The sequence below is a fragment of the Thermoactinomyces vulgaris genome (assembly GCF_005886755.1).
GTDB lineage: Bacteria > Bacillota > Bacilli > Thermoactinomycetales > Thermoactinomycetaceae > Thermoactinomyces > Thermoactinomyces vulgaris.
Window position 1 is genome coordinate 864,706 of sequence record NZ_CP039710.1, and the last position, 26,788, is coordinate 891,493.

Sequence of the window (26,788 nt, forward strand, 5' to 3'; positions counted from 1 at the left end):
GATTCCGGTGATTTTATGTTAAACTTATTATCGTGGTCAAAAGCGACAGCACCATATTGTGAAAAAGGATTGATCAAGGCGATGAAGAAGTCAAAGCAAAAAACAGGGGGCGCAGGGCTGGTTACCCAGCGTTTGCACATCCTGTGGTTCATTGTTGTTCTGCTCTTTGTCGCTGTGATATTGCGATTGGGTTGGATCCAGCTGGGCTCGGGAGAAAAATATCAACTGTTGGCCGAACAAAACAACTTCAAAAAAATCCCGATCGTTGCCTCAAGGGGGCAAATTTTTGACCGGAACGGTACGGAGCTTGTCGGGAATCAATCGCTGTTTGCCGCAATGTATATTGAACCGGATATCAGCAAAGAACAAAAATTGCAGACGGCAAAGAATCTGGCAAACACATTGGGGATGACCGTGAGCGAAGTCCTTGAAGCCATGGATGTCGGATTGGATGAAAAAGGAAACACCGTGATGCGCAAACAGCCCCCCTATTACCCGAAGAGCATCAAAGACCAATTGAGTGAGAAGGAAATTGTCAAAATCTCTGAAAACCCTGATCTTTTTCCCGGCGTGAATATTTTTTCCCAGCCGCTTCGCAAATACCGGACGGATACATTTGCCGTTCAAACCATCGGCTATGTCCGTCCGTTTGCCGGAGCAAAATCCTCGCTTTCCAGGTATAAAGATGCGGCGGAAAAAAAGGACCAAGGCGGTTACCTGGACTGGGAGCAAGTCGGAATTGACGGATTGGAATACACCTATCAGGATGAGCTCCGGGGAAAAAACGGTTATCGGCTGGTCCGGGTGAACTCCAGGGGAAAACTGGTTGAGGTGTTGAAAGAAGTTTATCCGAAATCGGGAAATCACTTGTATTTGACCCTGGATGAAAAAATGCAGCTGGATGCCGAAACATTTATCGAGCAACATTTGCGCCACTTGCGCACCACTTCCGGAAAAGACCGGGCACCGTATGCCAAAAATGCCTATGCCGTCGCCATGGAAGTCAAAACCGGAAAAATCCGGGCGATGGTCAGTTATCCGGACTATGATCCGGGGATTTGGAATCAAAAAGTGTCCCAAAAAGATTATCAAAATCTGAGTTATGTGATGAGAAACGGAACCATCACCGAAGCTCCTTATGATGCAAGGGGTGCGGCGAACCCGGAAAAAGAGATGCAAAAACATCCGCTGTCCGTTTTGCCGCCCGGATCCACTTTTAAGCCGCTCATGGTTTGGATGGGGTTGGAGAAAGGATTGATTTCGCCGAACACACACTGGGCCGATCCGGGAAAATATTATTATGCGAAAGCCACTCCCCCGGTGCGGAATTCCGGCGGGCACAATTACGGGATGTTAACTCCGGAAAAAGCGTTGCAAAAGTCTTCCAACACGTTTATGGCCTGGCTCGGTACCCGTTGGTATTGGAAAGAGAAGACGGAGGCGGTCCGCGAATTCCGTGAACTCACGCACCGCTTTGGTTTGGGGGTGAAAACGGGGGTTCCTTTAAAAGGAGAACAGGACGGATCGGAAGATTATCTTGTCACCGCCGAGAAATTCTCAGGTTTGGGCGCAATGGCTCTTTCTTCTTTTGGCCAAGCCCAACGGTACACCACGATGCAGTTGACCCAATATGCGGCGACGCTGGCGAACAAGGGGAAACGAATGAAGCCGCAACTGGTGGAAAAAGTGGTCAATCCCCATACGCGTGAAACCAAAGAGACCAAACCGGAAGTGTTAAACCAAACGGACATCAAGCCGGAACATTGGCAAACCGTTGTCAACGGCATGGTGAAAGTGACCAAGTCCGGCGGAACCGCCAGCGGACTGTTTGGCCATTTGCCCTTTGACGTTGCGGCAAAAACGGGTACGTCTGAACAAGACATTCCCGGCAGAGGCCGTGTGGAAAATTCCGTGTTTATTGCCTTTGCCCCGGCCGACGATCCGGAAATTGCGGTGGCTGTCGTTGTACCGGAAGGCGGATATGGTGCAGTGGCTGCCGGCCCGATTGCGGAGCGGTTGATCACTTCCTATTATGAGCAGTTTATGGCAAAGTGATCTGAAGCCGGCGGCGAGCCTGGCGGATAATTCCGTTTTCCGGTTCGTTTTGGGTAAAAGGATGGGTCGACCCTGAAACGGGTGATGTCAAGAAGAAAGAAAATCCCATCTACATCGCCGGTAGATGGGATTTCATCTTCTGATGAGGCCAATTATTGTTGTTGTTGGCCTTTTTTGGCTTGAGATTGCTGATTTTGTTGACGAACTTGTTGTGCATTGGTTTCGGAAGCAAACTCAGTTCCGAATTTACCAGCTTGTTGCCCTTGGCGTTGAGCTTGGCGAGCTTGTTGTTGCTGTTGTTGTTGTTGTTGTTGAGCTGCACCAGCTTGAGAAGCAAACTCGGTACCATATTTACCGGTTTGACGTTGAGCGGATTGCTGATTTTGCTGACGAACTTGTTGTGCATTGGTTTTGGATTCTTGCGGTCCAAAGTTTTTGTTGTTCATCATTCGTTCACCTCCCGTTAACTATGGTGTCCCCTTATGGAGCAATTATGTTTACCGTTTTTTTCCTGTTCGTTTGAAATTGAATGAACCCATAGGAGGCGCACATGAAACAGAGATATTTACAATGGGTTTTGAAATATCTTCCGAAAAGAACCATATCCCGGTGGATGGGGAAGCTTGCCCGGCAGCCGTGGAGCCGCAGGTTGATTCCCATCTACATCCGGTATTTTCGAGTCGATCTCACACCTGTAAAAAAGCCTGTTCACGAATTTGAAAATCTGCTTGCCTTTTTTATCCGGGAATTGCGGCCGGATATGCGGCCGGTTGCCCGAGAAGATCATTTGATCATCAGTCCCGTGGATGGTACGATTTCGCAGGTTGGTGAGATAACAGAAGGAAAGTTGTTTCAGGCCAAAGGAATCACTTATTCTTTGGAAGAGTTGCTGGGACATCAGAAAAAATATGTCGAGTCTTTTTTTGGCGGTCGTTTTATGACCATTTATCTGAGTCCGAGCGATTACCATCGCTTTCATATGCCGTTGGACGGCAAAATTCACGCTTGTACTCATTTGCCCGGCGAATTGTATCCGGTGAATCCGATGGTGGTAAATTGTATGAAAGGCATTTTTGTTATAAATGAGCGTTTGATTTCTTACATTGATTCCATGGATTGCGGAAAAGTGGCGATGGTCAAAGTTGGCGCAACCAACGTGGGGAGCATCAAAGTTTCCTACGACCGGAATATTGCCACCAACCAGAAGGCGAAAAAGGAATCTTTCCAAACGTACGATCCGGCTTTTTCCTTTAAAAAAGGCGAGGAATTGGGTTGGTTTGAATTCGGATCCACCGTCATCCTGTTGTTTGAACCCAATCAGATCGACTGGATGAATCATTGTGTCCCGGGTGCAAAAGTCCAAATGGGACAAGCCGTGGCACGGATTATAAAAAACGGAGGGGAGGCCATTGAACCATAGACGCGTCATCATCCCCTTGCATCAGTTTCCGCGTATGTTTCCAGTGGTGACCAGCATTTTAATCATTCAAGCCATCGTGTTTTTCTTTTTTTTGATATCGGGCCATCAGCATCACCCGATGCAATGGGTTCAGTTTGGAGCCATTGTGCAATGGCGTGTGGAAGAAGGGGAATTTTGGCGATTGCTTTTTTCTTTGTTTTTGCATGTGAACCTTTTCCAATGGCTGATGGTGTCTTTTACCATTTATTTGTTGGCTCCGCAGTTGGAATGGCTGTTTGGAAGAAGTGTTTTTTTGCTTCTCTTTTTGGTGACCGGCATGATCGGCAACTGGGGAATTTGCTGGATGGATTTCCAAGGGATTTATACAGGTGCGACGGAAGCTGTTTTTGGCTTGATGGGGGTTTACTTATATCTGCTTTTGCGTGGCATCATTCATCCCTTATTCGGAAGAGCCATGATCTTGTTGATTGTTTTGAGCCTGGCTTTGGGCCATGCATTTTTGTTTGCGCATATTTTGGCTTTGCTTGCGGGATTTGTCATGGCCATGGTGATTATTCAAATCAAACAATTCACAGCACGAAACAAGAGTGGTTTTTAAGGATTTCGGGACAGGCGGAAAAAGTCTGTCCTTTTTTGTTTTGTGGTAAAAAATCCGGGCTTGGATAAGCTAATACCGGTGATGGGTGATGCAAATCTTAAACATGGACCGGATGGACCGGGAAGCATGGCTTCTTTTGTTGACCAGCACCCTTTTTTTTATGGCCACTTCTCTGTCCAGCACTTTTGTGAATGTATACCTCTTTAAAATGGAAGAAGATTGGGTTTTCATCAGCATGTTTAATCTCATCCAGTACTTGACGACTGCGGTCACTTTTGCGCTGGGAGGCTGGCTGATCAAAAAACGGGACCGGGTGATGGCGATCCGGTTGGGGGTTGCGGTTCTGTCCTTTTTTTATCTCAGTGTATGGTGGTTGGGCGCCCGGTCGGTTGACTGGTTCGCCGCGCTCGGTGTCATCTTGGGGATGGGTTCCGGTTTTTATTGGCTGGCTTTCCATGTAATGTATTTCGAGATCACGGAAAAGGAGAACCGGGATATTTTTAACGGCCTTCACGGTTTCTGCACATCCGTGGGAGGAATCGTGGCCCCTTTTGTATCCGGGTTCCTGATCAGTCAGATGGGGGAGCTGAAGGGATACCGGCTGATTTTTGGCATTTCGTTGATCATCTTTTTATGCGCCGTTTTGGCCAGCTTTTTTTTCCGTTCCCGAAAAGCCCGGGGAAACTATCAATTGCACTCGGTTTTAGCTTTGGCACGGGATCGGGATACGGATTGGTTTTGGGTGAATTTGGCCATGATCGGCCAGGGGTTTCGCGAAGGGGTTTTTGCTTTTTTGCTTGGTTTGCTCTTTTTTGTCATTGTGAAGAGTGAATTGGCGCTGGGAAGTTTCTACACGGTTTCCTCCGCGATGTCCTGTCTTTCCTTCTTTATTGTCAGTCGCTATCTGAGGCCGGATTTGCGAAACCGTTACATGCTGGTCGGCGCCTGGATGATGGGATTGGCTGCGGTGCCGTTTGTTTTTCAAACCAATGAATGGACGATCTGGATCCTGGGGGTGATCGTTTCCCTGTTTTATCCTTTATACCTGTCCCCGATGACTTCCGTTGTCTTTGATGTGATCGGTCAATCCAGGGAAACCGCCAAGTACCGGGTGGAATATGTGGTTTCCAGGGAAATGGCATTAAATTTGGGACGCATGGCCGGTGTTTTGTTGTTTGTGGGATGGGTTCAATATTCGACGTCCCTTTCGTCGATCCGGTGGTTTGTTTTGGTCATCAGCTTTGTCCCGATTTTTGCATGGTGGGCGATGCGAAAGATTCCGGTACCAAAGCGCGTGGAAAACCACGCCCGGAGGATGTGAAAGGCAGGACATCCTCAATGGATTTAACATTTCTGAATATATCAATTATTTTTGATTTGATACAATAAAAGAAAGCAAGGGAGGGGGGACCGGATTGATCCTTTACTTTGCTTACGGTTCGTGCATGGATGAATTGAGTTTCAAGCGGACAGTGGGCGAAAACGGGTATAAACTCATGGGCAGAGCCGTTTTGCCGGATTTTCGGTTGGCTTTTACCTTGTACAGCCCGAACCGGAAAGGAGGGGTTGCGGATATTCTTTGGTCTCCGGGTGAAACAGTGGAAGGGATCCTGTATCAGTTGAACCCGAAGGCACTGCCGGATCTGGATGAACGGGAAGGGGTGAGCCGCGGGCGATACAAGCGGATCCAAGTGAATGTCTGCCATCAGGGGAAAAAGAAGATGGCGATGACTTACACGGTGGTGAAGAAAGAAAGCAAAGAGGTTTGCCCGCATCCGTCATACTTGAAAGAAATCATGCGGGGAGCCGGAAGGTTGAGTCGGGAATATCAGGAGCAATTGCGAAAGGCATGCAAGGAACGGTTTGGCATTTTCGTGTAACCGGAAAAAAGGGAGGGGAAACGGATGGATTTGTCCGGATTGGTCCGGAGGCAAAAAGCTTTTTTTTACAGTGGGAAAACCAGGGAGCTTTCGTTTCGGTTGAACAACTTGCAAAAACTGCTGGATGCGGTGAAAAGGTATGAACCGGATATCCTGACGGCATTGAAAAGAGATTTAAACAAGTCGGAGTATGAAGCCTATGTGATGGAAATTATGGTGATCAAAGAAGAAATCAAATGGATGAAAAAGAATTTGCGCAAGTGGGCAAAGCGGCGCAGGGTCAAAACTCCGCTGGTTTTATTCGGCGCCCGGAGTTATGTTTATCCGGAACCTTATGGCGTCAATTTGATTATTGGTCCGTGGAATTATCCGGTTCAATTGATTTTGTGCCCGTTGACGGGTGCCGTTGCGGCCGGGAATTGTGCCGTGATCAAACCGTCGGAATATACCCCGCATACCTCCAAAGTATTAAAGCAAATGATTGAAGGAATATTTGATCCGGAATATGTGGCTGTGGTCGAAGGGGAGGCGGAAACAGCCCAAGCATTGATCCGGGAGCCTTTTGACCATATTTTCTTCACGGGGAGTGTGGCCGTCGGCCGATCCGTCATGGAGAGTGCAGCCAAATCATTGACCCCGGTGACCTTGGAGCTGGGCGGCAAAAGCCCGGTGATTGTCAGTCCAGACTGTAATCTGGAGTTGACTGCCCGCCGGATTGTCTGGGGCAAGTTTACCAATGCCGGGCAAACTTGTGTGGCGCCGGACTATGTGTATGTTCCGGAAGAGATCAAAGAGGCCCTTTTGAATCGGATGAAAGAGGAGATCAAGCGTTTTTACGGGGAGAATCCGCTGGAAAATCCGGATTATACACGGATTGTGTCCGAAAAGCATTTCCATCGGTTGCAGTCCTTTCTGGCACCGGACCGTATTGTCGTTGGCGGCAAAAGCGATCCAAAGTCGCTTAAGATTGAACCGACCATCCTGGATCCCGTTTCTTGGGAAGATCCCGTCATGCAGGAAGAAATTTTCGGCCCGGTCTTGCCGGTGTTGACCTATTGCAAGCTGGATGAAGTGATCCAAACCATCCGGCAGAAACCGAAACCGCTTGCACTCTATGTGTTTGCAGAAAACAAAAACGTGCAGGAAAAAGTGATTGCTTCCTTGCCTTTCGGCGGGGGATGCGTCAATGACACGCTGATGCATGTCGGAACCCCGCATCTGCCCTTCGGGGGAGTGGGCCCCAGCGGGATCGGAAGGTATCACGGTAAATACAGTTTTGATTGTTTCTCCCACCAGAAGGGAATGATAAAACAAACCACGCGGTTTGATATGGCTTTGCGTTATCCTTATGTGAGAAGCGGTTTGAAATGGATCCGGAGATTGACAAGATAAAAACCGCGGAAGCGGGGAAGAGGGTTCCCTGCTTCTGCGGTTTTTTTGTCGGTCGCCTACGTTTACAAATCAATCCGCCGGCCTTCCCGGTGGCTTTGGATGACGGCTTCAATGATGCGGATGGTTTCACGGGCTTCTTCGGCGGTTACGGGCGGCCGGGAGCCGGTGCGGATGGCTTCGGCCAGCTTTTGATAATACATTTCATAGCAGCCGGCAAGAGAAGGAATGGTCGCCGAAATTTCCAATCCGTCCTTTTCGTAAACCGCTTTTAAATAGTGTTCCGGACATTCTTTGCCCCATTCGGGGGCATGGGGGGTCAGGCCGTTTTTCAATTGCTCTTCTTGCGGATCCATCCCGTATTTAATCAAAGTTCCCTGCCTTCCGTGTATTTCGTAACGGGGACCCGGCGATTTCACCAGACAGCCGGCTTCCAGCCGGACCCTCAAACCGGATTCATAGCCGAGAACCAGGTGAAAGGCGTCCGTGGTTTGCGCCTGCGGGCGTTGTTTGAACAACTCCGCGGACACGAATTGAGGCAACCCGAATAAGACCAATGCCTGATCGACCAAATGGGAACCCAAGTCATAGAGCAATCCGGAGCCGGGAAGATCCCATTCGCGCCACCGGTCTTTGACTTGCGGGCGGAACCGGTGAAAATGGGCATGATAAGTGTGAACCGTTCCGATCAATTCTTGACTCAGGCATTTTTGGACGGTCAAAAAATCGCTGTCAAAACGACGGTTTTGGTAGACGCTTAAGATGCGGTTTTGCTTTCGGGCGAGTTGAATCAGTTCATCGGCTTCTTCGATGCGAATGACAAAAGGTTTTTCCACCACCACATGTTTGCCGGCCGCCAGCGCTTCTTTGGCATAGGGATAATGGGTTTCATTGGGGGATGTGATGATGACCAGTTCCAATTCGGGATCGTTGAGCATCTCCTCCAATGTTCCGGTAATTTCTGCTTCCGGGAGCGATTGTTTGACCACTTCGGGTTTGGAAGAAAGGACTTTGGTCAATTTCAGGGCCGGTACGGCCTGAATGACCGGCGCATGAAAAGTGGACCCGGAAAAACCAAAGCCGATCAGTCCCGTCTGAATGGGTTTCATATGAAAACACTTCCTTTGCTGCTTAAGAATCATAGTGTGTGGCCCGACGATAGCCTCGAAAACGGGTTTCCAGCTCCGTACCCAGCCGGAACAAAGCATCTTCCTGTCCAGGGATGGTCACCAGCTGATAAGCAACTGGCAGGTGTTCTTCACTTTCCCCGATGGGAATGGTGAGGGAACACAGTCCGTATGTGTTGGCATACGTGATAAACTGCAGGTATTTAAAAATCGTTTTCCGGATGGAAAAGAGTTCGCGGTAAAGTTCACCATGCTTCAGGGCCGGGCTGTGATAAACAGGCAAAACCAAGATGCGTTGTTTTAGAAAATCATACACTTCCATTTTCGTTTTTTTCCACCGGATGAGCAAGTCTTTCCATTCCCGGGGGGAGGGTTTGAGAAATTCAGCGGCCAAAAGAGCCCAGGTCAAATAGTGGTGATAACGGGGCTTGAGGCCGGTTTTGGATTTGAGCCAATCCCAAAACACTTGTCCGATATGGTCAAACTCGGTCTGCTGGAGAAAGGATCGGGCGCCGTCAAAAGTCATGATCCAAAACCACGTTTGTGTCGAGTCCGAAAAGTGAGGCGGGAGGGTCCGGTCGATGGGGAAATCTTGTTTTAAAAAGGAATGGATTTGGTCATACAGTTGCCTGGTTGTAGTGTTGACAGGAGTGAAAAAACAAAGATCAGGCACCGACAGGGTGTACTCGGAGAGATTTTGGCTTGGAGACGGTTTTCCGGCGATAATTTCATGGATCAATTGGGCATCGGCGACGGATTTGGAAAGGGCGCCGATTCCCAGCATATTTTGCTGCAAGGGATGAGCCAGCTTTGGAAACAATCCTTCATCCGGCACTTGATTCATACCGGACTTGAAACCGATCACTCCATTGAAATGGGCCGGAAACCGGATGGATCCCCCGATGTCGGCTCCGATGCCGACCGCAGCTCCGCCCGCGGCAATCAGTGCACCTTCCCCTCCGCTGGATCCCCCGCATGACCTGGACAAATTCCACGGGTTATTGGTGCGGCCATAAAGAAGATTATCGGTTTCTTGGCAGAAGCAGAGTGAAGGTGTGTTGGTTTTGGTAAGGATAATGGCTCCTTCTTTTTTCAAACGCCGGACAACTTCGGCATCGCACGGCCGGGGAGCGGAAGCATGGCGGGGAAGGCCTCCTGAGGTGACCGTTCCTTTGACGAAAAAAGATTCTTTCATGCTGACCGGGACACCGGCCAACCGCCCTTTCAAACCTTGACTCTTGATTTCCCGGGCTTCTTTCAACGCGTCATCCCACCGGGTTTCAACAACGGCATTCAAATGCGGATTGATTTTTTGAATGTGGTGATAATAAGTTCGCAAAACCTCTTCCACATCCCAGGTTCCCTTTTTTAATTCCCTGGACAAGATCGTTGCATCCATGTTCAGGATTTCTTTCATTGAATTCCCCCTGTATAGAGTCAGAGTATTCTGTTATTATTATATCATTGTTGCTCACAGGGAGGGTGTGGGCGAATGGAAGAAAACGGAAAATATTTCGGGGATTCTTGGAAAGATTAGCAGGGAAAAAAGGTTTATTGGTCGAATATTATAGAGATTGAAAATGCAGTTATGGTACCTTTGCATGATGAACAGGAGGAAGATCATTGGGTCACCGTGTTTTTGTTACAAGTTTGATCAACCAACATTATTTATCCAAATTAAAAGAGCATATGGAAGTGGAACTGAATCCGATGAACCGGCAATTGACACAGTCGGAAATCATGCAATTCGCCAAGGATAAAGATGCCCTTTTATGTACGGTGTCCGATGAAATTAATTCAGAGGTGATGGATGCTTGCCCCCGGTTAAAAATCATCAGCAACTATGGGGTTGGATACAACAATATTGATTTGGAAGCTGCGACATCGTCCGGGGTCATCGTGACGAACACGCCGGGTGTGTTGACCGATGCAACCGCGGATTTGACGTGGGCACTGTTGCTTGATGTGGCCCGCCGTGTGTCGGAAGGAGACCGGTTGGTCCGGTTCGGGGAATGGAAGGGATGGGAACCCGGGTTTTTGCTGGGGACGGAGGTGACCGGAAAAACCCTGGGAATCATCGGTATGGGGCGAATCGGCCAAGCCGTGGCATATCGGGCGCGGGCTTTTCATATGAATGTGATCTATCACTCACGCACACGCTTGTCTTCTGAAGAAGAGCAGAAGCTGGGGGTCCGGTGGAGTTCATTTTTTGATCTGCTGGAAGAAGCCGATTTCGTTTCGCTGCACGCCCCTTACACTCCGGAGACGCACCGCTTGATCGGGCGACAGGCGCTGAAAAAAATGAAAAAAAGTGCGTATCTCATTAATACCGCACGAGGTTCTCTGGTGGATGAACGGGCATTGGCCGAAGCGTTGCGGAATCAAGAAATTGCCGGAGCGGCGCTGGATGTTTACGAAAGGGAACCGGAAGTTCCGGCAGAGCTCAAAGAAATGGAAAACGTTGTGCTGGCTCCCCATATGGGAAGTGCCACCGTCGAAACGAGAGAAGCGATGGCCCGCTTGGCCGTGGAAAACTTGATCTGCTTCTTTAAAGGGAAGCGTCCGCCGCATGTTGTCAACACCCGGGTCTGGGAAGAGCTTTACGGGTAATTTTGACAAGGTGGTGGCTAAAAGAAAAAAGTTTGGTTCTTTACTTGGAGGAAGAAATAAAATGTGTTAATATATTCCTCAGTTTAATTTCGTGGTTTGATTCTTGGCTTCGGCCAATCAAGTTCAGCGTTGAATCGCAAGGTGAAATCGCTTACAACCACCGTTTGACGGGATTGAAACTTCATAAAATGCTTGTGAATAAGAGAATGGGATCAGAAGACTGGCGGTGGATCGCCGGGGAACACAAGCGATGAGAAGAGCTTGTGTTGTATTAAAGGAGGATGAGTTAGCATGTCGCAAAATAAAGAAGTTTATTTGACAGAAGAAGGGCTCGAAAAGGTAAAAGAAGAGCTGGAATATTTAAGAACGGAAAAGCGCCAACAAGTCGCCCAACGGTTAAAAGAAGCCATTGCCCAAGGGGACCTGAGCGAAAACTCCGAATATGACGCAGCCAAAGAAGAACAAGCTTTTGTGGAGTCCCGTATCATTACGCTTGAAAACATGATCCGCAACGCAAAAATCATTGATGCGGCCAATCAGGATAAAAACGTGGTGAACGTGGGAAGCAAAGTGACGATTGAAGAACAGCCGGACGGGGATCGCGAGACCTATACGATTGTGGGAAGCGCCGAATCCGACCCTGCTTCTTTCAAAATTTCCAATGAATCCCCGATCGGGAAAGAGTTGATCGGCAAAAAAGTGGGCGAAATCGTCAATGTTTCCACTCCGTCCGGAACCATTCAGTTTAAAATCATTGAAATTGAATAAGAGGATTCTTAACATAAATAACAGGGAAGCGGCCGGTGCCGCTTCCCTGTTATTTATTAATGATATGTGGCTTTACACTGCGCAGAAATGCCTCGATTTTGGCGATATCACCCAGACCCACATTGTATTTCCTCAGCGAACTGTTTAAATGTTTGATGGCGATTTCATATTCTTCCGAGGTGATGTTCAAACCGGTATGGGCTTCTCTCAGGGTTGCTTTGTCGTAGAGCGGGGTCCCGCTTATGGCATAGCTCATGAAGTTGGTGATTTGTTTCTGCCGCAATTGTTCGATGTTGACACCGATAAAATGATGGTTGACCCGGTCATCCTGCATCATCCGGTTGAAAAATTCCGCAATCACTGCTGCAATGGCCTGTTCTCCGCCCAGGCGTTCATAGAGAGTGCTTTTGGTACTTCTTAACATAAAACATCCTCCGTTCGTAGGGGAGAAAAGTAAAAATTAACAAAAAATTTCATCGAATATATTTCCAGTGAAGCAATCCGTGCGATTAAACAAGATACATATAGGAAAAAATGGAATATATTTGCCGATTGGTTTCATAAGAAAAGTTTATTCGATTTTGAATGGGAGTGCAAATAAAAATAAAAATATAAAAAAGCCCCATGAAAATGCATGGGGCTTTCTGAGCGGACCCGGTTACTTGGTGCGTTCGACATCCTCTGGTCCGGATTGGCTGTACATTTCCTGGATGGCACTCATGACTTTCCGGGTGGATTCATCCTCAAAAAACTCGGATGCAAATTCGGTTTGTTCCTGATCGCGCCGGGCTTTTGGTTTTTTCATTTTGTCTTGTTTCATTGGTTCTTCTTTCATTTGCTCACCTCCATATGGTAACAGATAATCTTAACCTGTCATTTTCAACGGATTTTATTCGGGAACCTGATTTCAACTGATGGAATTGCAGGAAACAGGAGATTGCATTATTATTGTTAAAAGATTATGTTTGAATTTTTTTATTAAGGAGAGAGGACGCGCGTGGAATCATTTCAGGAAGGATTCACATCATTTATCACGGGATTTTCGATCATATTGTTGATCGCAGTAGTGATTTGGATGATTGGGCTCGTTGTTTTGTTGTTTCGTGAGTTATTTTCACCGACCCGGTTGGATCTGCGTGATTATCTGTATAAAGTGTTGCGTATGCTGATTGTGAGCGTGGAGTGCACCATCTATGGCACTGTGGTCATCGCGCCCATCATGATGTATGTGACAGAAGAATATTTGCGGTACGGGATGATTACGGTCGCCGCTGTCATTTTGACCGTCATCAGTTTATATATCCGCAGCCAGACCGGAGGATGGGGCCGGTCCGGGATGTTCCGGATCCGCCGGCATAAATAAACCGATTGGGATCACCGATCGGTTTATTTCCTATATCTGCATTTCCCTTTACTTTCAAAGACCATTGAGTGATAATAGAAGGAAAACTTATTTTTTGTACGGATGTGAGAGGAATGCCGATCGATGCATTAGTCGACATTGCAGAATCGTATTTATCGAAAGAAGATGTGATGTGCCTGAAGGCGGCTTATGAATTTGCCGCCAAAGCGCATGAGGGACAAACCCGGAAATCCGGAGAGCCTTATATTCATCATCCGGTGGAAGTGGCCATCATTTTGGCGGAACTGAAGATGGATTTAACGACACTGATCGCCGCCCTGCTGCATGATGTGGTGGAAGACACCAGTGTCACCTTGGAAGAAGTGGAAGAAAAATTCGGGCCTGCTGTCGGGAAACTGGTGGATGGTCTGACCAAGTTGCGCAAACGCATGAAATTCAAGTCGAATCAGGAGCATCAAGCTGAAAACCACCGGAAAATGTTTGTGGCCATGGCCAAAGACATTCGCGTGATTTTGATCAAGTTGGCAGACCGTCTCCATAACATGAGAACGTTAAAATACATGCCCGAAAAGAAACAAAGGGAAAAGTCCAGGGAAACGCTGGAAATTTACGCCCCGCTTGCTCACCGGCTCGGGATTTCCAAGATCAAATGGGAATTGGAGGACACCGCTCTCCGTTATTTGAACCCGCAACAATATTACCGGATCGTGCATCTGATGAAGAAAAAAAGGGCGGAACGCGAACAATATCTGGATGAAATCATTTCGACGTTGTCCGAACGCCTGGAAGGTTCGGATGTCCCGGTGCTGGATATTTCCGGGCGCCCGAAGCATATATACAGCATTTATCGCAAGATGGTGACGCAAAACAAAGAATTCAATGAGATATATGATTTGATGGCGGTGCGGGTCATCGTCAACACGGTTCGGGATTGTTACACGGTGTTGGGAATCATTCATACGATTTGGAAGCCGATGCCCGGCCGTTTCAAAGATTACATTGCCATGCCGAAAGCCAATATGTATCAATCGTTGCACACGACGGTGATTGGTCCCAAAGGGGAGCCGATCGAGGTGCAAATCCGCACCATGAAAATGCATCGGACGGCTGAATACGGGATTGCGGCCCATTGGGCTTATAAAGAGGGAAGCACCATTGAGAACAGCAAGTTTGAAGAAAAGCTCAAATGGTTCCGTGAAATGATGGAGCTTCAGCAAGAAACGAAAGATGCGCTGGAGTTTGTGGAAAGCCTGAAGGTGGATTGGTTTTCGGATTCGGTCTTTGTGTTTACCCCCAAAGGGGATGTGATTGAGTTGCCGCAAGGCTCGGTTCCGCTCGATTTTGCCTACCGGATTCATACGGATATCGGCAATATGTGCATCGGGGCAAAGGTGAACGGAAAGATTGTCCCCTTGGATTATCAGCTTCACACGGGAGACATTGTCGAGATCCTTACTTCCAAGCACAGTTACGGCCCCAGCCAGGATTGGCTCAAAATCGTCAAATCCTCCAATGCACGCAATAAAATCCGCAGCTGGTTCAAAAAGCAAAGACGGGAAGAGAGCATTGCCAAAGGCCGCGAGATGGTGGAAGCGCTGCTGAAAAAACATGATTTTAAAGTGAGCGAAGTATTAACCAATGAACGCATTCAAGAAGTGACCCGGAAATTTAATTTTCAGGATCCGGATGACTTGTTTGCGGCCGTCGGATACGGGGGGATCACCACCGCACAGGTTGTGAACCGGTTAACAGACGGTCTCAAAGAGGAAGAACAACCGGTTATTCTGCCGGACGTGAAAACGATGCGTCACCGAAACCATAAGGCGGATCAGGGAGTCCGGGTCAAGGGTGTCGACAATCTGCTTATTCGCTTGTCCCGATGTTGCAATCCCGTTCCCGGGGACGATATTGCCGGATATGTGACACAAGGGCGCGGGGTCACGGTCCACCGGGCCGATTGCCCCAACCTGAATAATGTCCCGAAAGAGCGTAGAATCGAAGTGGAATGGGACAGCCAAACTTCCCAACATTATCAGGTCGACATCGAGGTCTCCGGATTTGACCGGCAAGGATTGTTGAATGAAGTGCTCCAGGTCATCAGCGACACCCAGACCAGTTTGTCGGCCGTCAGTGCCAAGGGGGACCGGCGCGGCATCGCTTCCATCCACATCCGGGTGGGAATCCAAAACATCAATCACTTGAAATCCGTGGTGGAACGGGTCAAAGGAGTTCGCGACATTTACAGCGTTCGTCGGATTATTCAATGAAAGCAAAGGACGGTGTCAGGCATGAAGGTGGTTTTGCAGCGGGTGAAAAATGCCAGTGTGACCGTGGATGGAGAGGTGACGGGAGCCATTGATCACGGGCTCCTGCTCCTTGTCGGCTTTAAAGAAGGGGATACGGAAGAGGATTTGCGCTATTTGGCCGACAAGGCGGTCCATCTCCGGATTTTTGAGGACGAGAGCGGGAAAATGAATCACTCATTGCTGGATGTGAAGGGTGCTATCCTTTCGGTATCCCAGTTTACATTGTACGGGGACTGCCGGAAGGGCCGGCGCCCCAATTTCATGCGCTCGGCCAAACCGGAAGTGGCAGAACCGTTGTACCGGCGCTTTAATGAAATTTTGAGAAGTTACGGGGTGCCGGTCGAAACCGGCGTTTTTGGCGCGATGATGGAAGTTTCTTTCACCAACGACGGGCCGGTCACTTTTATTTTGGAGAGCAAAGAAGCATCCTAAAAGAGACAGATATGTTATAATACCCGCTGAGTAATCAGTCAGATGAAAAAGGAGGATACATAGTGTCCAACGTGGATCAATTAGCTGTTAACACCATTCGTATGTTGTCGATTGATCAAATTGAAGAAGCAAATTCAGGACATCCGGGATTGCCGATGGGAGCAGCCCCGATGGCCTACGAACTTTGGGCAAAATATATGAAACACAATCCGAAAAATCCGAAATGGTTCAACCGCGACCGGTTTGTGTTGTCTGCCGGTCATGGCAGTGCCTTGCTGTACAGTCTCCTGCATTTGTTCGGATATCCGCTTTCCATCGATGATCTGAAAAATTTCCGCCAGTGGGGAAGTTTAACGCCGGGACATCCGGAAGCCAATTACACCCCCGGGGTGGAAGCGACCACAGGCCCGCTCGGACAAGGGATTTCCACGGCGGTCGGGATGGCGATGGCGGAAGCGCATTTGGCCGCACGTTTCAACCGTGACGGTTTGAATGTCGTGGACCATTACACCTATGTATTATGCAGCGACGGCGATCTGATGGAAGGGGTTTCGGCGGAAGCTGCATCGCTGGCGGGACATTTGCGTTTGGGCAAATTGATCGCCCTGTATGACTCCAACGATATTTCCCTGGATGGAGAATTGGCCCACGCCTTTACCGAAAGTGTGAAAAAACGCTATGAATCTTACGGCTGGCATTATCTCCTGGTGGAAGACGGAAATGATCTGGATGCCATCGGCAAAGCGATTGAAGAAGCGCAAAAAGTGACCGACCGCCCGACTTTGATTGAAGTGCGCACGATCATCGGGTATGGAAGCCCCAACCGGGCCGGCACTTCCGAAGTCCATGGAAAACCACTCGGCAAAGACGAAGTGGAGGCGGTGAAAAAAGAATACGGCTGGCCTTATGAAGAACCTTTTACGGTTCCGGCGGAAGTGCGGAAATACTTTGATGATCTCGCTTCCAAACTTGGTGAATCGGAAGCGGCATGGCAAGACTTGTTGAAACAGTATGAAGCCAAACACCCGGAACTGGCACGGGAGTTCCACCGGGTGATGAGAGGGGAACTGCCGGCAGATTGGGAACAACAATTGCCGAAGTTTACCACAGAGGACAAGCCGCTCGCCACCCGGGCCGCCTCCGGTCAAGCGTTGCAGGCCCTGGCCAAAGCGGTTCCGGAATTGATCGGCGGATCAGCGGATCTGGCTTCGTCCAACAATACCATGATGAAAGAAGAGGGCGTGTTCCATGCCGAAGATTACTCGGGAAGAAACATTTGGTTCGGTGTGCGCGAACATGCCATGGGTGCGGCTTTAAACGGAATGCTGCTCCACGGCGGGGTTCGGGCGTATGGCGGAACCTTCCTGGTCTTCTCCGATTATTTGCGGCCGTCCATCCGTCTTGCCGCTTTGTCCAAACTGCCTGTTGTTTATGTCTTTACGCATGACAGCATTGCAGTCGGGGAAGACGGACCGACACATGAACCGGTGGAACATGTTCCGTCTTTGCGTCTGATTCCGGGACTCAAGGTGATCCGTCCGGCGGATGCGAATGAAACGGTTGCCGCTTGGGCATATGCATTGAGCCAAAAAGAACATCCTGTTGCGCTTGTTTTGACGCGGCAAGGATTGCCGGTTCTGGAAGGAACAGTGGACAAAGACCGCACGGTGATTGAACGAGGGGCTTATGTCTTGTCCGAAGCCCAAGGCGGGAAACCGGAAGGCATCATCCTGGCCACCGGTTCTGAAGTGAGCCTGGCGGTTGAGGCACAACAAAAACTGGCTGAAAAAGGAATCCATGTCCGTGTTGTCAGCATGCCTTGCCGTGAATTGTTTGACGCACAGCCCGAGGATTACCGCGAATCGGTGTTGCCTTCCAACATCAAGGCACGCCTTGCGGTGGAAGCCGCTCATCCGATGGGATGGGATCATTATGTCGGCGACAACGGCGCAGTGATCGGCATCGATCGCTTCGGTGCATCGGCGCCTGGATCCCGGGTGATGAAAGAGTATGGTTTCCATGTGGATAATGTGGTCTCGCATATGGAAAATCTGTTGCGGGGCTGAACAAAAAATCCCTGTCACTGTCCTCAGTGGCAGGGATTTTTTTGGAACGTGTCCTTATTCGATGGCCATTTTGGCGGTGGCAACGGCAACCAGGATCCATCCGACAATGAAACAGACACCGCCAATCGGTGTAATCATGCCGAATTTGCTTACATTGGTCAAGACCAGCGTATACAAACTTCCGGAAAAGATGACGATGCCGGCAAACAAGAGCCAGCCGCCGATGTTCATTAATGACGAAGCTTGGCCTGCTTTGCTCATCAACAGGCCGACGGCAATCAATGCAAGGGCATGAATGATGTGATAATGAGCGCCTGTTTCCCAAGTTTGAAGCATTTTATCCGTTACCCTTGGAGCCAGTCCGTGAGCGCCAAAAGCCCCGATGGCCACCGCAAGAGCCATGTTGATGCTTCCCAGGATGACGAACACTTTCATGATGATCCCTCCTGTCCATCATTACCATACCATGATTCACGATTTCATCACACAGTGCAAAAGAAAAAAGATGGATCTTTTTCTTGACAAAAGCAATCTCCCTCATTAAAATCTTAAGATAAATCAACTTGAAATGGATATTTGCACGATGATGGGAAAAGTAACTGTCTGGCGAGCAACCAGAGAGGGGAATCCTGAGGCTGGAAGATTCCCTTTGTGACGGGGCAGTGAAAGACACCCGGAGTATCTAACCGAACGCCAATGTTGGCCAGTAGACTTAGACGTATCTCGGCGATAACGAGTATGAAAGCGGGAAACTCAAAGTTTCCAACTAGGGTGGCACCACGGGAATCGTTAAACCAATCTCTCGTCCCTGACAATAAGTCAGTGGCGGGAGATTTTTTAATTTGTAAATACGGAAAACGGGTGTTTAGGAGGGAATGCGTTCATGAAATATCAAGCATCGCCGAAATATTTTGTTCCGCGCGGAACGGACGATCTTCTGCCGGGTGAAGTGGAGAAATGGCAATGGATGGAAGAAACGGCGCGCAAGATTTGCCGCCTTTACGGTTTTCGGGAAATCCGCACTCCTTTGTTTGAACACACGGAGATTTATCAACGCGGGGTGGGGGAAGCGACCGATATCGTTGAAAAAGAAATGTACAGTTTTTATGACCGCGGCGAACGGGCGTTAACGCTTCGTCCGGAAGGAACGGCCGGAGTGGTCCGGTCTTTTGTGGAGAAGAAAGTGTTTGCCGATCCGCAACCGACGAAATGGTATTATATCGGGCCGATGTTCCGGTATGAAAATCCCCAGGCCGGAAGGAGACGCCAGTTTCACCAGTTCGGGGTGGAAGTGTTTGGAAGCGCGGATCCGGCGTTGGACGCGGAAGTGATTGCGCTCGGGATGCATTTTTATCAAGCGTTGGGACTGAAAGATGTCCGGGTTGAAATCAACAGCGTGGGTGATCAGGAAACGCGGGAACGGTACCGGAGGCGCCTGATCGATTATTTTGAGCCGGTAAAGGAATCGTTATCAAAAGAAGCCAGGGAACGCTTGTATAAAAACCCTCTGCGTATTTTGGACAGCAAAGATCCGAAAACCAAAGAGATTGCGATGGAGGCGCCGTCGATTTTGGACGATCTGAGTGAGCCGGCCCGGCAGCATTTTGAGCAAGTCAAGTCGTATTTGGATGTTTTAAAAATCCCGTATGTGATCAATGACCGTCTGGTGCGTGGCCTGGACTATTACACACACACCGCATTTGAGTTTATGGTGGATGTGCCGGGGGCGCAAGCGGGAACCATCGGCGGAGGCGGCCGGTATAACGGGCTGGTTGAAGAATTCGGCGGGCCGGAAATGCCCGGTTTTGGTTTTGGCATCGGGCTGGAGCGGGTGCTTCTTGCTTTGGAGGAGCAAAAGGTGGAAATACCCGTCGAAGACGGCATCGATTGTTATTTGATCACCATTGGGGAAAAAGCAAAAACAGCCGGTGCGAAATGGCTGAAAGCATTGAGGGAAGCCGGAATCGCCGCTGATCAGGACTATTTGGGCCGGAAAATGAAGGCGCAATTCAAAGCAGCGGACCGGAGCAATGCCCGCTTTGCCGTCATCTTGGGCGAAGACGAAATGGAGCAAGGCAGAATCAACGTCAAACACCTGGACTCCGGAGAACAGGAAACGATTGAGCTTGAACAATTGATTCCATATATCAAAGCAAACATCAGGAGGAGATAAGCGTGGAACAGGTTTACCGTACTCATTATGTTTCCGAATGCACCAAAGAACTGACCGGAAAAATGATTGTGTTAAATGGATGGGTTCAAAAGCGCCGGGACTTGGGCGGTCTCATTTTTATCGACTTGCGCGATCGCACCGGGCTGGTGCAGGTTGTGTTTAATCCGGAGATTTCGGCGGAAGCGGCGGTGGTTGCCGACCAAATCCGAAGCGAGTATGTTTTGGCGGTGCGCGGGGAAGTGGTCAAACGCGACCCGGAAAATGTCAATCCCAACATGGAAACCGGTGAAATCGAGGTACTCGCAAAAGAGGTGCACGTGTTTAATGCTGCCAAAACCCCGCCTTTCATGATTGCCGATGATGAAGAAGTGGATGAATCCATCCGCTTAAAATACCGTTATCTGGATCTCCGCCGCCCGGGCATGCAAACCACCATGCAAATTCGCCATAAAGCGATGCAAGTGGTTCGCCGCTTTTTGGACCGGCACCACTTTATGGAATTGGAGACCCCGATGCTCACACGTAGCACACCGGAGGGGGCACGCGATTATTTGGTGCCGAGCCGTTTGCACGAAGGGGAATTTTATGCCCTTCCCCAATCGCCTCAATTGTTTAAACAGTTGTTCATGGTGGCGGGCATGGACCGGTATTTCCAATTTGCCCGTTGTTTCCGGGATGAGGATCTGCGTGCAGACCGGCAACCGGAATTTACCCAAATCGACATTGAAGCTTCCTTCTTGCCGGCCGAAGAACTGCAGTCGATGATGGAGCAAATGATGGCCGAATTGTTCCAAGAGACCATCGGGGTCAAGGTGGAAACCCCTTTCCCGCGCCTCACTTATCAGGAAGCCATGGAACGCTACGGATCGGATAAACCGGATTTGCGTTTTGGCATGGAGCTGAACGATCTGTCGGAAGCCTTGAAAAACACTTCTTTCCAAGTCTTTGCCAAAACCATCCAAAACGGCGGGCAAGTCAAAGCGATTTGTGCCAAAGGGTGTGCCGGCTGGAGCCGGAAAGAAATCGACGGTTGGAGCACCAAGGCTCAGGAACTGGGGGCAAAAGGATTGGCATGGTTGGCCTTTAAAGAGTCCGGCGTGAAAGGATCGGTGGTCAAGTTTTTAACGGAGGAAGAGATTGCCCGGATTCAGGAAATCACCGGTGCCGGGACGGGAGATTTGTTGTTCTTTGTCGCAGACCGGCCCTCCGTGGTGGCTCATGTGCTGGGGCAATTGCGGTTGCTGCTGGGACAGGAGCTGGGCTTGATCGACCCGGATGTATACCGGTTCGCCTGGATTGTCGATTTCCCTCTGCTTGAGTATTCGGAAGAAGACGGACGCTATTATGCGATGCATCATCCGTTTACGATGCCAGTGGAAGAAGACATCGATCTGTTGGAAACCGAACCGGGCAAAGTGCGGGCCAAAGCCTATGACATGGTTTTAAACGGTTATGAAATCGGCGGGGGAAGCCAACGGATTTATCAACGTGAAATTCAGGAAAAAATGTTTAAAGCGTTGGGCATCACCGAAGAAGAAAGCAAAGAAAAATTCGGCTTTTTGCTGAGAGCTTTCGAGTACGGGGCTCCGCCGCACGGAGGAATTGCTTTCGGGTTTGACCGGATTGTCATGTTGCTGGCCAAACGGAGCAATCTCAGGGAATGCATCGCCTTCCCGAAAACCGCGCAAGCCAGTTGCTTGTTGACCGAAGCGCCATCTCCGGTTGAAGAAAGCCAGTTGGATGAACTGCACATCCAAATCAAACCAAAGAAGAAGGCAGAAGACGTTCTGGCTTGATGCATCTATAAATTTTTGGTAATATAGAAGCAACCAAACGAGTCCTGCGATGTACGTGTCCGCCGGGATGTTTTGAGCCAACACCCACGAAAAGGGAGTCTGCGTCATCCATGCTAGGGGAAGCCACGCAATGTGAGTGGACCTTCGAACATGGATGCAGGACACCCACCTGCGAGAGAGCAGGTTCAAAACAAACGGAGCACGGCATAACGGGACTCTTTTTTATTATGTGTGGATGGCAGAGGAAGGCGAAAAACATGATTATTGGTGTGGATATCGATAATACCATCAAAGATACTCACCGTGCCGCTGTGGAAATTTACAACCGGAAATTGAATCAACAAGTCAAAGTGGAAGATGTGCAAGACTTCTATTTGGATAAAGCGTATGGCTTGACACCGAAAGAAGGGCAAAAACTGTGGCGTTCTCTGGAAGAAGAAATTTACCAACTGGGTGTTCCGTTAAATCATGCTGTGGAAGTATTAAATGATTTGGCTGACCAAGGACACCAGATTTATTTTATCACCGCACGACCCGGTTTGAAAAATATTGAAAGCGTTACCAGGAAGTGGCTGAAAGAACATGGCTTTCCCTATAACGGAAAAAATCTGATCATGAATTCGCAAGATAAAGGAAAAGTTGCCAAGGAATTGGGAGTGGAGCTGTTTTTCGAAGATGCTCCCGATCATTTGGAAAAACTGGTGAAAAGCCAGGTGCCCACGGTGATCGTCGATGCCGTCTACAATCGCGACTTTCCGGTGCCTTTAAAACGGATCACCAACTGGCGGCAAGTGTATTCATTGGTGGAAGAAATGGAACGTTCCAAACAAAAAAAGGACACTGATGAACCGTAAAGCGCCCCACCGATGCTTTGCGGCTTTTGTTTTGCAAAAAATGCAAACCGCCCCTTTGAAAGGAGCGGTTTTCCCGTTTATTGCACCGGTGCCTGGGGGGAAGAGGACATCGTGGCATTGGACGGTTGGTAAGATTGGATCATTTGTTGCATGACATTGGCCGGGAGCTGAGGCACCTGATAGTACCCTTTTTTGTTTTGATACAGGAAGATTTCGTACGCCATTTCCAGGCAGTTGGCCACGCTGTCTTGAACGACGCGGCGTACCACGGGATTGGTGATTTCGCAGGCAGCTCTTGCTTTCTCGGTGGCAGAGGTTTTCATCAGCCCCATCATTTGTTGGGAAATGTTCTCGTTGTTCCATTCATTGGCGGATTGGATCGGCTTCTTGGGCGTACCGGCTTCCAAGCCGTAAATCACATTGTTTCCTTGCTTCATTTCATACTTTCCGGTGGGTTGTTGAGGCGGGGTACCGGTGGAGAAACATTCAAGCAATGTATTATATTCTTGTGTCATGAAGTCATGTTGCCGCCGGATGATATCGCGAAGCTCTTGGCAAGTGCATTGCTGTTCCATCATGGTATATTGGTTCAATGTGTTGATGCCAAAAGATAAAAGTTCATGCACATCCATTATTTCATGAGCACCATGGTTCAGTGAAGGGGGAACCGAGGGGTTCATGGTTTGATTTTCCTGTTGATGTTGAAATTGATTCATAATTTCTTCCTCCTTTCTGAGTCAACATTAGGTAATATGACCAAATAGATAAATGATACTCTTGTTTTTTTTAGTAAATAGTTGGTAAAGTAAAGGGTTCATTTAAACGATGTCGAAGATTCCATATTTATGATCTAAATTCTCTACATAAGGAGGATTTTTCATTGAAAATCAAAGTGATTACACGGAAGGTGTCGGGATCGACCTTGCCGCCGCTTCCTTCCTCCAGAAAGAAACAACGCATCCCCAACAAGCTGGTGTGGACGTGTGTGATTTTGCTGGCTGTGGGACTGGGTGCCGGACGTTTGATGGATAATGAAGATCAAAGAGAGGCTGTCCACGGGTTGTCTGCGGAAAGGGTCGTGGTGCGGCATGTTCCTGAGATTCCCGAGATCACCCGGACGTTCCATGCACCGGAGCCCGCGGCTCAAGCGTCGGAAGAAGACACCGATACCCAAACATTCGAAGCCGACATTCATGAGGAAAGAACCAGAGAAGTGGAAAAAACCCCCGAACCGGTTCAGGTGCCAAAGGTGAACCCGGTCGACAAAGATGAACCGGAAACCACGAGTCCGGACCCCAAAGAAGAGGAAAGACCCGTTGAACCTTGGCAAGCCGACCGGGTTTATCAACCGGGAGATTATGTCCGGTATGAAGACAGGGTTTATGTGGCGGAAAGAGAGAATCAGGGGATTCAACCGGGGGCCGGGTTAAACGGCGATGAGGAAAACCCTTGGAAACAGGTGGAACGGTAGATATCCCTTCCATGAAGGGATCACTTTTGTAAGAATTTCATCTTGACAGAAATTCAATCTTTTTGTATGAATTAGATGACTTGGAATCTTTACATAACAATCAATAATATCTGGAAAAAAAGGAGCCGGGGAATGAAGATCAAACATTTTGGGATCATGATGCTCGTGATCGCGGTGATTTATGCTTTGGTTGAGATTTTGACCTATGACGGGGGATTTAACTTTTTTGTGCCCTTTGCTTTGGCACTGGCCGGGATCGCTGCTCTGAAACGAAAAGACCGGGAAGAAAAAATATTTAAAAAGAAAGAAAGCTGACGGGGAAAGATTGAATCAGGTACGAGCCGTACCTGATTTTATTTTTGGGATTCCCCGGGCGTTTCCTTCATCCAGTTCATAAACAGTTGCAATTTTTTCTCATAACCGTGTGTTGTGGGATGGTAAAAGGTTTTCCCGCGATGTTCCGCCGGTAAATAATCTTGCCGCACATAACCGCGGGGATAGTCGTGCGGATACAAATATCCTTTTCCTCTGCCTTGTTCTTTGGCGCCGTGGAAGTGCGCATCGCGCAAATGCGGGGGAACGGATCCGTCTTTTTCGTTCTCGACAGCTTGCATGGCTTCTTGAATTCCCCTCACCACGGCATTGCTTTTCGGGGCGGTGGCGATGTAAATCACCGCTTGTGCCATGGGGATTTGTGCTTCAGGCAGGCCCACCAGGTCCACCGAGTGTGCAGCGGCTGAGGCGATCAACAGTGCGCGCGGATCGGCCATTCCGACATCTTCGGCCGCATGGATCAAAATCCGGCGGGCGATGAAACGGGGATCTTCCCCGGCCTTTAACATTTTCGCCAGGTAATAAAGCGCGGCATCCGGATCCGAACCGCGCATGCTTTTGATAAAGGCGGAAATGGTATCATAATGGTTGTCGCCGCTTTTATCGTAACGCACCACTTTTTTCTGAATGGATTCTTCGGCAATGTCCAACGTGATGTGGCGGACCCCGTCTTGGTCAGGGGGAGTGGTCATGACAGCGAGTTCCAACGCGTTTAAAGCGTTGCGGCTGTCTCCGCCGGCCACGCGGACGAAATGCTGAAGCGCTTCTTCATCCAAGCGGATGTTTTCCTTGCCGTATCCCCGATCCGGGTCCTGTAAAGCTTGGAGCAGAATTTGCCGGATTTCGGAATCCTTCAGCGGTTCCAACATAAACATGCGGGAACGGGAAAGCAGCGCGGCATTCACTTCAAAAGACGGGTTTTCGGTCGTTGCGCCGATCAGGATGATGGTTCCGTTCTCCACGTGCGGGAGCAGGGCATCCTGCTGTGAGCGGTTGAAGCGGTGGATTTCGTCAATGAAGAGGACGGAACGCCGGCCGTGCATGGTTAACCGTTCTTTGGCTTCCGAGATGACTTGGCGTAAATCTTTGACGCCGGCGGTCACTGCATTCAGTTGTTCAAAGTAAGCTTGCGTGTGGTTGGCGATCACATGCGCCAGGGTCGTTTTTCCCGTGCCGGGCGGTCCGTATAGAATAATGGAAGACAGGCGATCGGCTTCGATCATCCTCCGGAGCAGTTTTCCCGGTCCGATGATATGTTGTTGTCCGATCACTTCATCGATGTGGCGGGGACGCATCCGGGCTGCCAGTGGTTCGCTTTCCTTTTTGGTTTGTTGGTATCCATATTCAAACAAGTCCATATGGTTCCGCCTTTCCTGATCAATCATCTACGTTTTATTTTTATGATAAATTCAGGAAAAGTAAAGGGAAACAGAACGTTTTCCAAGCGGAATGTAACAAAAAGTACAGGAAAAAAGATTGCTAAAAGAGAATGAAGCTATGATACACTGACAATGAACTGTCGATCCATTCTTGCGATTGGCACACGGGCATCGGAAATTTTTGTATCCGGTTAAAAGAAAAAACGTCGGGAAGCCGGAAACGGCATATGAAAACCATAAAATGTTTGATTAAGTAAGTTAAAGGAGTGGCAATCTTGAAAATTTCAACCAAGGGTCGATATGGTTTAACCATTATGATGGATCTGGCCAAACGGTTTGGACAAGGGCCGGTTCCTTTAAAAAGCGTGGCTGAACGCCACGGGTTATCGGAGCATTATTTGGAACAGCTGATCGCCCCGCTGCGCAATGCCGGTCTGGTGCGGAGTGTACGCGGAGCTTACGGCGGATATAAACTGGCAAAAGATCCCGAAGAGATCACCGCCGGAGACATCATCCGGGTTTTGGAAGGCCCCATTAACCTGGTGGAATACACCGAAGAAGATGATCCTGCCAGGCGGAACTTGTGGAAACGCGTCCGGGATGCCATTGTCAAAGAATTGGACAGCACCACGCTGGCCTCATTGATCAATGATTCCGATGACGGAAATCATGACGGTTATATGTTTTATATCTGAAGAAACTTTTAAAAAGAAGCGAAAAGGCGTATCTTTTTATTATAGATTTTTAAAGAGTTCAGCAGGTAAGGTG

At 49.0% G+C, this 26,788-nt stretch carries 26 protein-coding genes, 1 other RNA gene and 1 other annotated feature; of the genes, 19 read left to right on the plus strand and 8 right to left on the minus strand.

Annotation, left to right across the window (positions count from 1 at the left end; genetic code table 11):
* Positions 1–81: 81 nt before the first annotated feature.
* Complete coding sequence (locus FA954_RS04510) at positions 82–2,055, plus strand: peptidoglycan D,D-transpeptidase FtsI family protein (RefSeq protein ID WP_037995514.1); 1,974 nt, start codon at positions 82–84, stop codon at positions 2,053–2,055.
* A 152-nt stretch (positions 2,056–2,207) separates the two neighbouring features.
* On the opposite strand, the gene FA954_RS04515 is transcribed toward FA954_RS04510, so the two are convergent.
* Entirely contained in the window at positions 2,208–2,504 is a 297-nt protein-coding gene (locus tag FA954_RS04515) for a gamma-type small acid-soluble spore protein (RefSeq protein ID WP_082240668.1), read from the minus strand.
* 101 nt (positions 2,505–2,605) lie between these two features.
* Between FA954_RS04515 and asd the strand changes: the two genes are divergently transcribed.
* The 5 genes from asd (at position 2,606) to FA954_RS04540 (ending at position 7,345) form a co-directional block, all read left to right on the plus strand.
* Positions 2,606–3,475 (plus strand): archaetidylserine decarboxylase, encoded by an 870-nt coding sequence (asd, locus tag FA954_RS04520; protein WP_138614889.1) that lies wholly within the window; start codon positions 2,606–2,608, stop codon positions 3,473–3,475.
* On the plus strand, positions 3,465–4,073 hold the full coding sequence (locus FA954_RS04525) for a rhomboid family intramembrane serine protease (protein ID WP_037996792.1): 609 nt from the start codon (positions 3,465–3,467) through the stop codon (positions 4,071–4,073). The genes asd and FA954_RS04525 overlap by 11 nt, the downstream gene beginning before the upstream one ends.
* An 88-nt stretch (positions 4,074–4,161) precedes the next feature.
* The gene (locus FA954_RS04530) at positions 4,162–5,394 is read left to right on the plus strand and encodes an MFS transporter (protein WP_082240726.1); all 1,233 of its coding nucleotides are present in this window, start codon (positions 4,162–4,164) and stop codon (positions 5,392–5,394) included.
* A gap of 94 nt (positions 5,395–5,488) precedes the next feature.
* Positions 5,489–5,953 carry a gamma-glutamylcyclotransferase family protein gene (locus tag FA954_RS04535; RefSeq protein WP_049720420.1) on the plus strand — a complete coding sequence of 155 codons (465 nt, stop codon included), beginning with the start codon at positions 5,489–5,491 and terminating at the stop codon, positions 5,951–5,953.
* 24 nt (positions 5,954–5,977) lie between these two features.
* On the plus strand, positions 5,978–7,345 hold the full coding sequence (locus FA954_RS04540) for an aldehyde dehydrogenase (protein ID WP_037996789.1): 1,368 nt from the start codon (positions 5,978–5,980) through the stop codon (positions 7,343–7,345).
* A 62-nt stretch (positions 7,346–7,407) separates the two neighbouring features.
* On the opposite strand, the gene FA954_RS04545 is transcribed toward FA954_RS04540, so the two are convergent.
* Entirely contained in the window at positions 7,408–8,451 is a 1,044-nt protein-coding gene (locus FA954_RS04545) for an oxidoreductase (protein WP_138614890.1), read from the minus strand.
* A gap of 22 nt (positions 8,452–8,473) precedes the next feature.
* Positions 8,474–9,886, minus strand: coding sequence for an amidase (locus FA954_RS04550; protein ID WP_062843110.1), 1,413 nt, complete (start codon positions 9,884–9,886; stop codon positions 8,474–8,476).
* Between the two features lie 206 nt (positions 9,887–10,092).
* Between FA954_RS04550 and FA954_RS04555 the strand changes: the two genes are divergently transcribed.
* Both FA954_RS04555 and greA read left to right on the plus strand, forming a co-directional pair.
* A complete protein-coding gene (locus FA954_RS04555) occupies positions 10,093–11,079 on the plus strand; it encodes a 2-hydroxyacid dehydrogenase (RefSeq protein WP_049720418.1) in 987 nt (328 codons plus the stop codon).
* Between the two features lie 291 nt (positions 11,080–11,370).
* Positions 11,371–11,847, plus strand: coding sequence for a transcription elongation factor GreA (gene greA / locus FA954_RS04560; RefSeq protein ID WP_037996774.1), 477 nt, complete (start codon positions 11,371–11,373; stop codon positions 11,845–11,847).
* Between the two features lie 49 nt (positions 11,848–11,896).
* On the opposite strand, the gene FA954_RS04565 is transcribed toward greA, so the two are convergent.
* Together FA954_RS04565 and FA954_RS13635 are read right to left on the minus strand one after the other, a co-directional pair.
* Positions 11,897–12,271, minus strand: a complete 375-nt coding sequence (locus FA954_RS04565) for a group I truncated hemoglobin (protein WP_037996772.1) — start codon at positions 12,269–12,271, stop codon at positions 11,897–11,899.
* A gap of 234 nt (positions 12,272–12,505) precedes the next feature.
* Positions 12,506–12,682, minus strand: a complete 177-nt coding sequence (locus FA954_RS13635; protein ID WP_156097751.1) for a hypothetical protein — start codon at positions 12,680–12,682, stop codon at positions 12,506–12,508.
* A 162-nt stretch (positions 12,683–12,844) separates the two neighbouring features.
* On the opposite strand from FA954_RS13635, the gene FA954_RS04570 reads away from it, so the two are divergent.
* From FA954_RS04570 to tkt, 4 genes are all read left to right on the plus strand, one after another.
* The gene (locus FA954_RS04570; protein WP_037996769.1) at positions 12,845–13,210 is read left to right on the plus strand and encodes a hypothetical protein; all 366 of its coding nucleotides are present in this window, start codon (positions 12,845–12,847) and stop codon (positions 13,208–13,210) included.
* Between the two features lie 113 nt (positions 13,211–13,323).
* Positions 13,324–15,477, plus strand: a complete 2,154-nt coding sequence (locus tag FA954_RS04575) for a RelA/SpoT family protein (protein WP_037996766.1) — start codon at positions 13,324–13,326, stop codon at positions 15,475–15,477.
* Between the two features lie 21 nt (positions 15,478–15,498).
* Entirely contained in the window at positions 15,499–15,948 is a 450-nt protein-coding gene (gene dtd, locus FA954_RS04580) for a D-aminoacyl-tRNA deacylase (RefSeq protein ID WP_037996763.1), read from the plus strand.
* A gap of 101 nt (positions 15,949–16,049) precedes the next feature.
* A complete protein-coding gene (gene tkt, locus FA954_RS04585) occupies positions 16,050–18,014 on the plus strand; it encodes a transketolase (RefSeq protein WP_232335470.1) in 1,965 nt (654 codons plus the stop codon).
* Between the two features lie 54 nt (positions 18,015–18,068).
* Here the strand turns inward: tkt and FA954_RS04590 are convergent, their stop codons facing one another.
* Positions 18,069–18,449 carry a DUF423 domain-containing protein gene (locus FA954_RS04590; protein ID WP_037996759.1) on the minus strand — a complete coding sequence of 127 codons (381 nt, stop codon included), beginning with the start codon at positions 18,447–18,449 and terminating at the stop codon, positions 18,069–18,071.
* Positions 18,450–18,588: 139 nt separating this feature from the next.
* Positions 18,589–18,827: a binding site (T-box leader), on the plus strand.
* Between the two features lie 70 nt (positions 18,828–18,897).
* On the opposite strand from FA954_RS04590, the gene hisS reads away from it, so the two are divergent.
* The 4 genes from hisS (at position 18,898) to FA954_RS04610 (ending at position 22,837) form a co-directional block, all read left to right on the plus strand.
* Positions 18,898–20,187 (plus strand): histidine--tRNA ligase, encoded by a 1,290-nt coding sequence (hisS, locus tag FA954_RS04595; RefSeq protein WP_037996757.1) that lies wholly within the window; start codon positions 18,898–18,900, stop codon positions 20,185–20,187.
* A 62-nt stretch (positions 20,188–20,249) separates the two neighbouring features.
* The gene (aspS, locus tag FA954_RS04600; protein WP_062843192.1) at positions 20,250–21,983 is read left to right on the plus strand and encodes an aspartate--tRNA ligase; all 1,734 of its coding nucleotides are present in this window, start codon (positions 20,250–20,252) and stop codon (positions 21,981–21,983) included.
* Between the two features lie 38 nt (positions 21,984–22,021).
* A non-coding RNA gene (ssrS, locus tag FA954_RS04605) (6S RNA) lies at positions 22,022–22,203 on the plus strand.
* 37 nt (positions 22,204–22,240) lie between these two features.
* Positions 22,241–22,837: a 5' nucleotidase, NT5C type gene (locus FA954_RS04610; protein ID WP_037993280.1), complete on the plus strand. Its 597-nt coding sequence runs from the start codon at positions 22,241–22,243 to the stop codon at positions 22,835–22,837.
* A gap of 77 nt (positions 22,838–22,914) precedes the next feature.
* Here the strand turns inward: FA954_RS04610 and FA954_RS04615 are convergent, their stop codons facing one another.
* Positions 22,915–23,553, minus strand: a complete 639-nt coding sequence (locus FA954_RS04615) for a spore coat protein (RefSeq protein ID WP_037993279.1) — start codon at positions 23,551–23,553, stop codon at positions 22,915–22,917.
* 164 nt (positions 23,554–23,717) lie between these two features.
* Here FA954_RS04615 and FA954_RS04620 point away from each other — a divergent pair, with 164 nt between their 5' ends.
* Both FA954_RS04620 and FA954_RS04625 read left to right on the plus strand, forming a co-directional pair.
* Positions 23,718–24,308 carry a hypothetical protein gene (locus FA954_RS04620; RefSeq protein ID WP_037993276.1) on the plus strand — a complete coding sequence of 197 codons (591 nt, stop codon included), beginning with the start codon at positions 23,718–23,720 and terminating at the stop codon, positions 24,306–24,308.
* A gap of 132 nt (positions 24,309–24,440) precedes the next feature.
* Entirely contained in the window at positions 24,441–24,623 is a 183-nt protein-coding gene (locus FA954_RS04625) for a hypothetical protein (RefSeq protein WP_037993275.1), read from the plus strand.
* Between the two features lie 38 nt (positions 24,624–24,661).
* Here the strand turns inward: FA954_RS04625 and FA954_RS04630 are convergent, their stop codons facing one another.
* Complete coding sequence (locus FA954_RS04630; protein ID WP_037993272.1) at positions 24,662–25,999, minus strand: AAA family ATPase; 1,338 nt, start codon at positions 25,997–25,999, stop codon at positions 24,662–24,664.
* Positions 26,000–26,295: 296 nt separating this feature from the next.
* On the opposite strand from FA954_RS04630, the gene cymR reads away from it, so the two are divergent.
* Positions 26,296–26,715 carry a cysteine metabolism transcriptional regulator CymR gene (gene cymR / locus FA954_RS04635; protein ID WP_037993270.1) on the plus strand — a complete coding sequence of 140 codons (420 nt, stop codon included), beginning with the start codon at positions 26,296–26,298 and terminating at the stop codon, positions 26,713–26,715.
* The last annotated feature ends 73 nt before the right edge of the window (positions 26,716–26,788 follow it).

Bases quoted from the DNA above. Each gene is read 5' to 3' on its own strand.
- FA954_RS04510 (WP_037995514.1), top strand. From the start codon at position 82: ATGAAGAAGTCAAAGCAAAAAACAGGGGGCGCAGGGCTGGTTACCCAG.
- FA954_RS04515 (WP_082240668.1), bottom strand. From the start codon at position 2,504: ATGATGAACAACAAAAACTTTGGACCGCAAGAATCCAAAACCAATGCA.
- asd (WP_138614889.1), top strand. From the start codon at position 2,606: ATGAAACAGAGATATTTACAATGGGTTTTGAAATATCTTCCGAAAAGA.
- FA954_RS04530 (WP_082240726.1), top strand. From the start codon at position 4,162: ATGCAAATCTTAAACATGGACCGGATGGACCGGGAAGCATGGCTTCTT.
- FA954_RS04540 (WP_037996789.1), top strand. From the start codon at position 5,978: ATGGATTTGTCCGGATTGGTCCGGAGGCAAAAAGCTTTTTTTTACAGT.
- FA954_RS04545 (WP_138614890.1), bottom strand. From the start codon at position 8,451: ATGAAACCCATTCAGACGGGACTGATCGGCTTTGGTTTTTCCGGGTCC.
- FA954_RS04550 (WP_062843110.1), bottom strand. From the start codon at position 9,886: ATGAAAGAAATCCTGAACATGGATGCAACGATCTTGTCCAGGGAATTA.
- greA (WP_037996774.1), top strand. From the start codon at position 11,371: ATGTCGCAAAATAAAGAAGTTTATTTGACAGAAGAAGGGCTCGAAAAG.
- FA954_RS04565 (WP_037996772.1), bottom strand. From the start codon at position 12,271: ATGTTAAGAAGTACCAAAAGCACTCTCTATGAACGCCTGGGCGGAGAA.
- FA954_RS13635 (WP_156097751.1), bottom strand. From the start codon at position 12,682: ATGAAAGAAGAACCAATGAAACAAGACAAAATGAAAAAACCAAAAGCC.
- FA954_RS04575 (WP_037996766.1), top strand. From the start codon at position 13,324: ATGCCGATCGATGCATTAGTCGACATTGCAGAATCGTATTTATCGAAA.
- dtd (WP_037996763.1), top strand. From the start codon at position 15,499: ATGAAGGTGGTTTTGCAGCGGGTGAAAAATGCCAGTGTGACCGTGGAT.
- tkt (WP_232335470.1), top strand. From the start codon at position 16,050: ATGTTGTCGATTGATCAAATTGAAGAAGCAAATTCAGGACATCCGGGA.
- FA954_RS04590 (WP_037996759.1), bottom strand. From the start codon at position 18,449: ATGAAAGTGTTCGTCATCCTGGGAAGCATCAACATGGCTCTTGCGGTG.
- hisS (WP_037996757.1), top strand. From the start codon at position 18,898: ATGAAATATCAAGCATCGCCGAAATATTTTGTTCCGCGCGGAACGGAC.
- aspS (WP_062843192.1), top strand. From the start codon at position 20,250: ATGATTGTGTTAAATGGATGGGTTCAAAAGCGCCGGGACTTGGGCGGT.
- FA954_RS04610 (WP_037993280.1), top strand. From the start codon at position 22,241: ATGATTATTGGTGTGGATATCGATAATACCATCAAAGATACTCACCGT.
- FA954_RS04615 (WP_037993279.1), bottom strand. From the start codon at position 23,553: ATGAATCAATTTCAACATCAACAGGAAAATCAAACCATGAACCCCTCG.
- FA954_RS04625 (WP_037993275.1), top strand. From the start codon at position 24,441: ATGAAGATCAAACATTTTGGGATCATGATGCTCGTGATCGCGGTGATT.
- FA954_RS04630 (WP_037993272.1), bottom strand. From the start codon at position 25,999: ATGGACTTGTTTGAATATGGATACCAACAAACCAAAAAGGAAAGCGAA.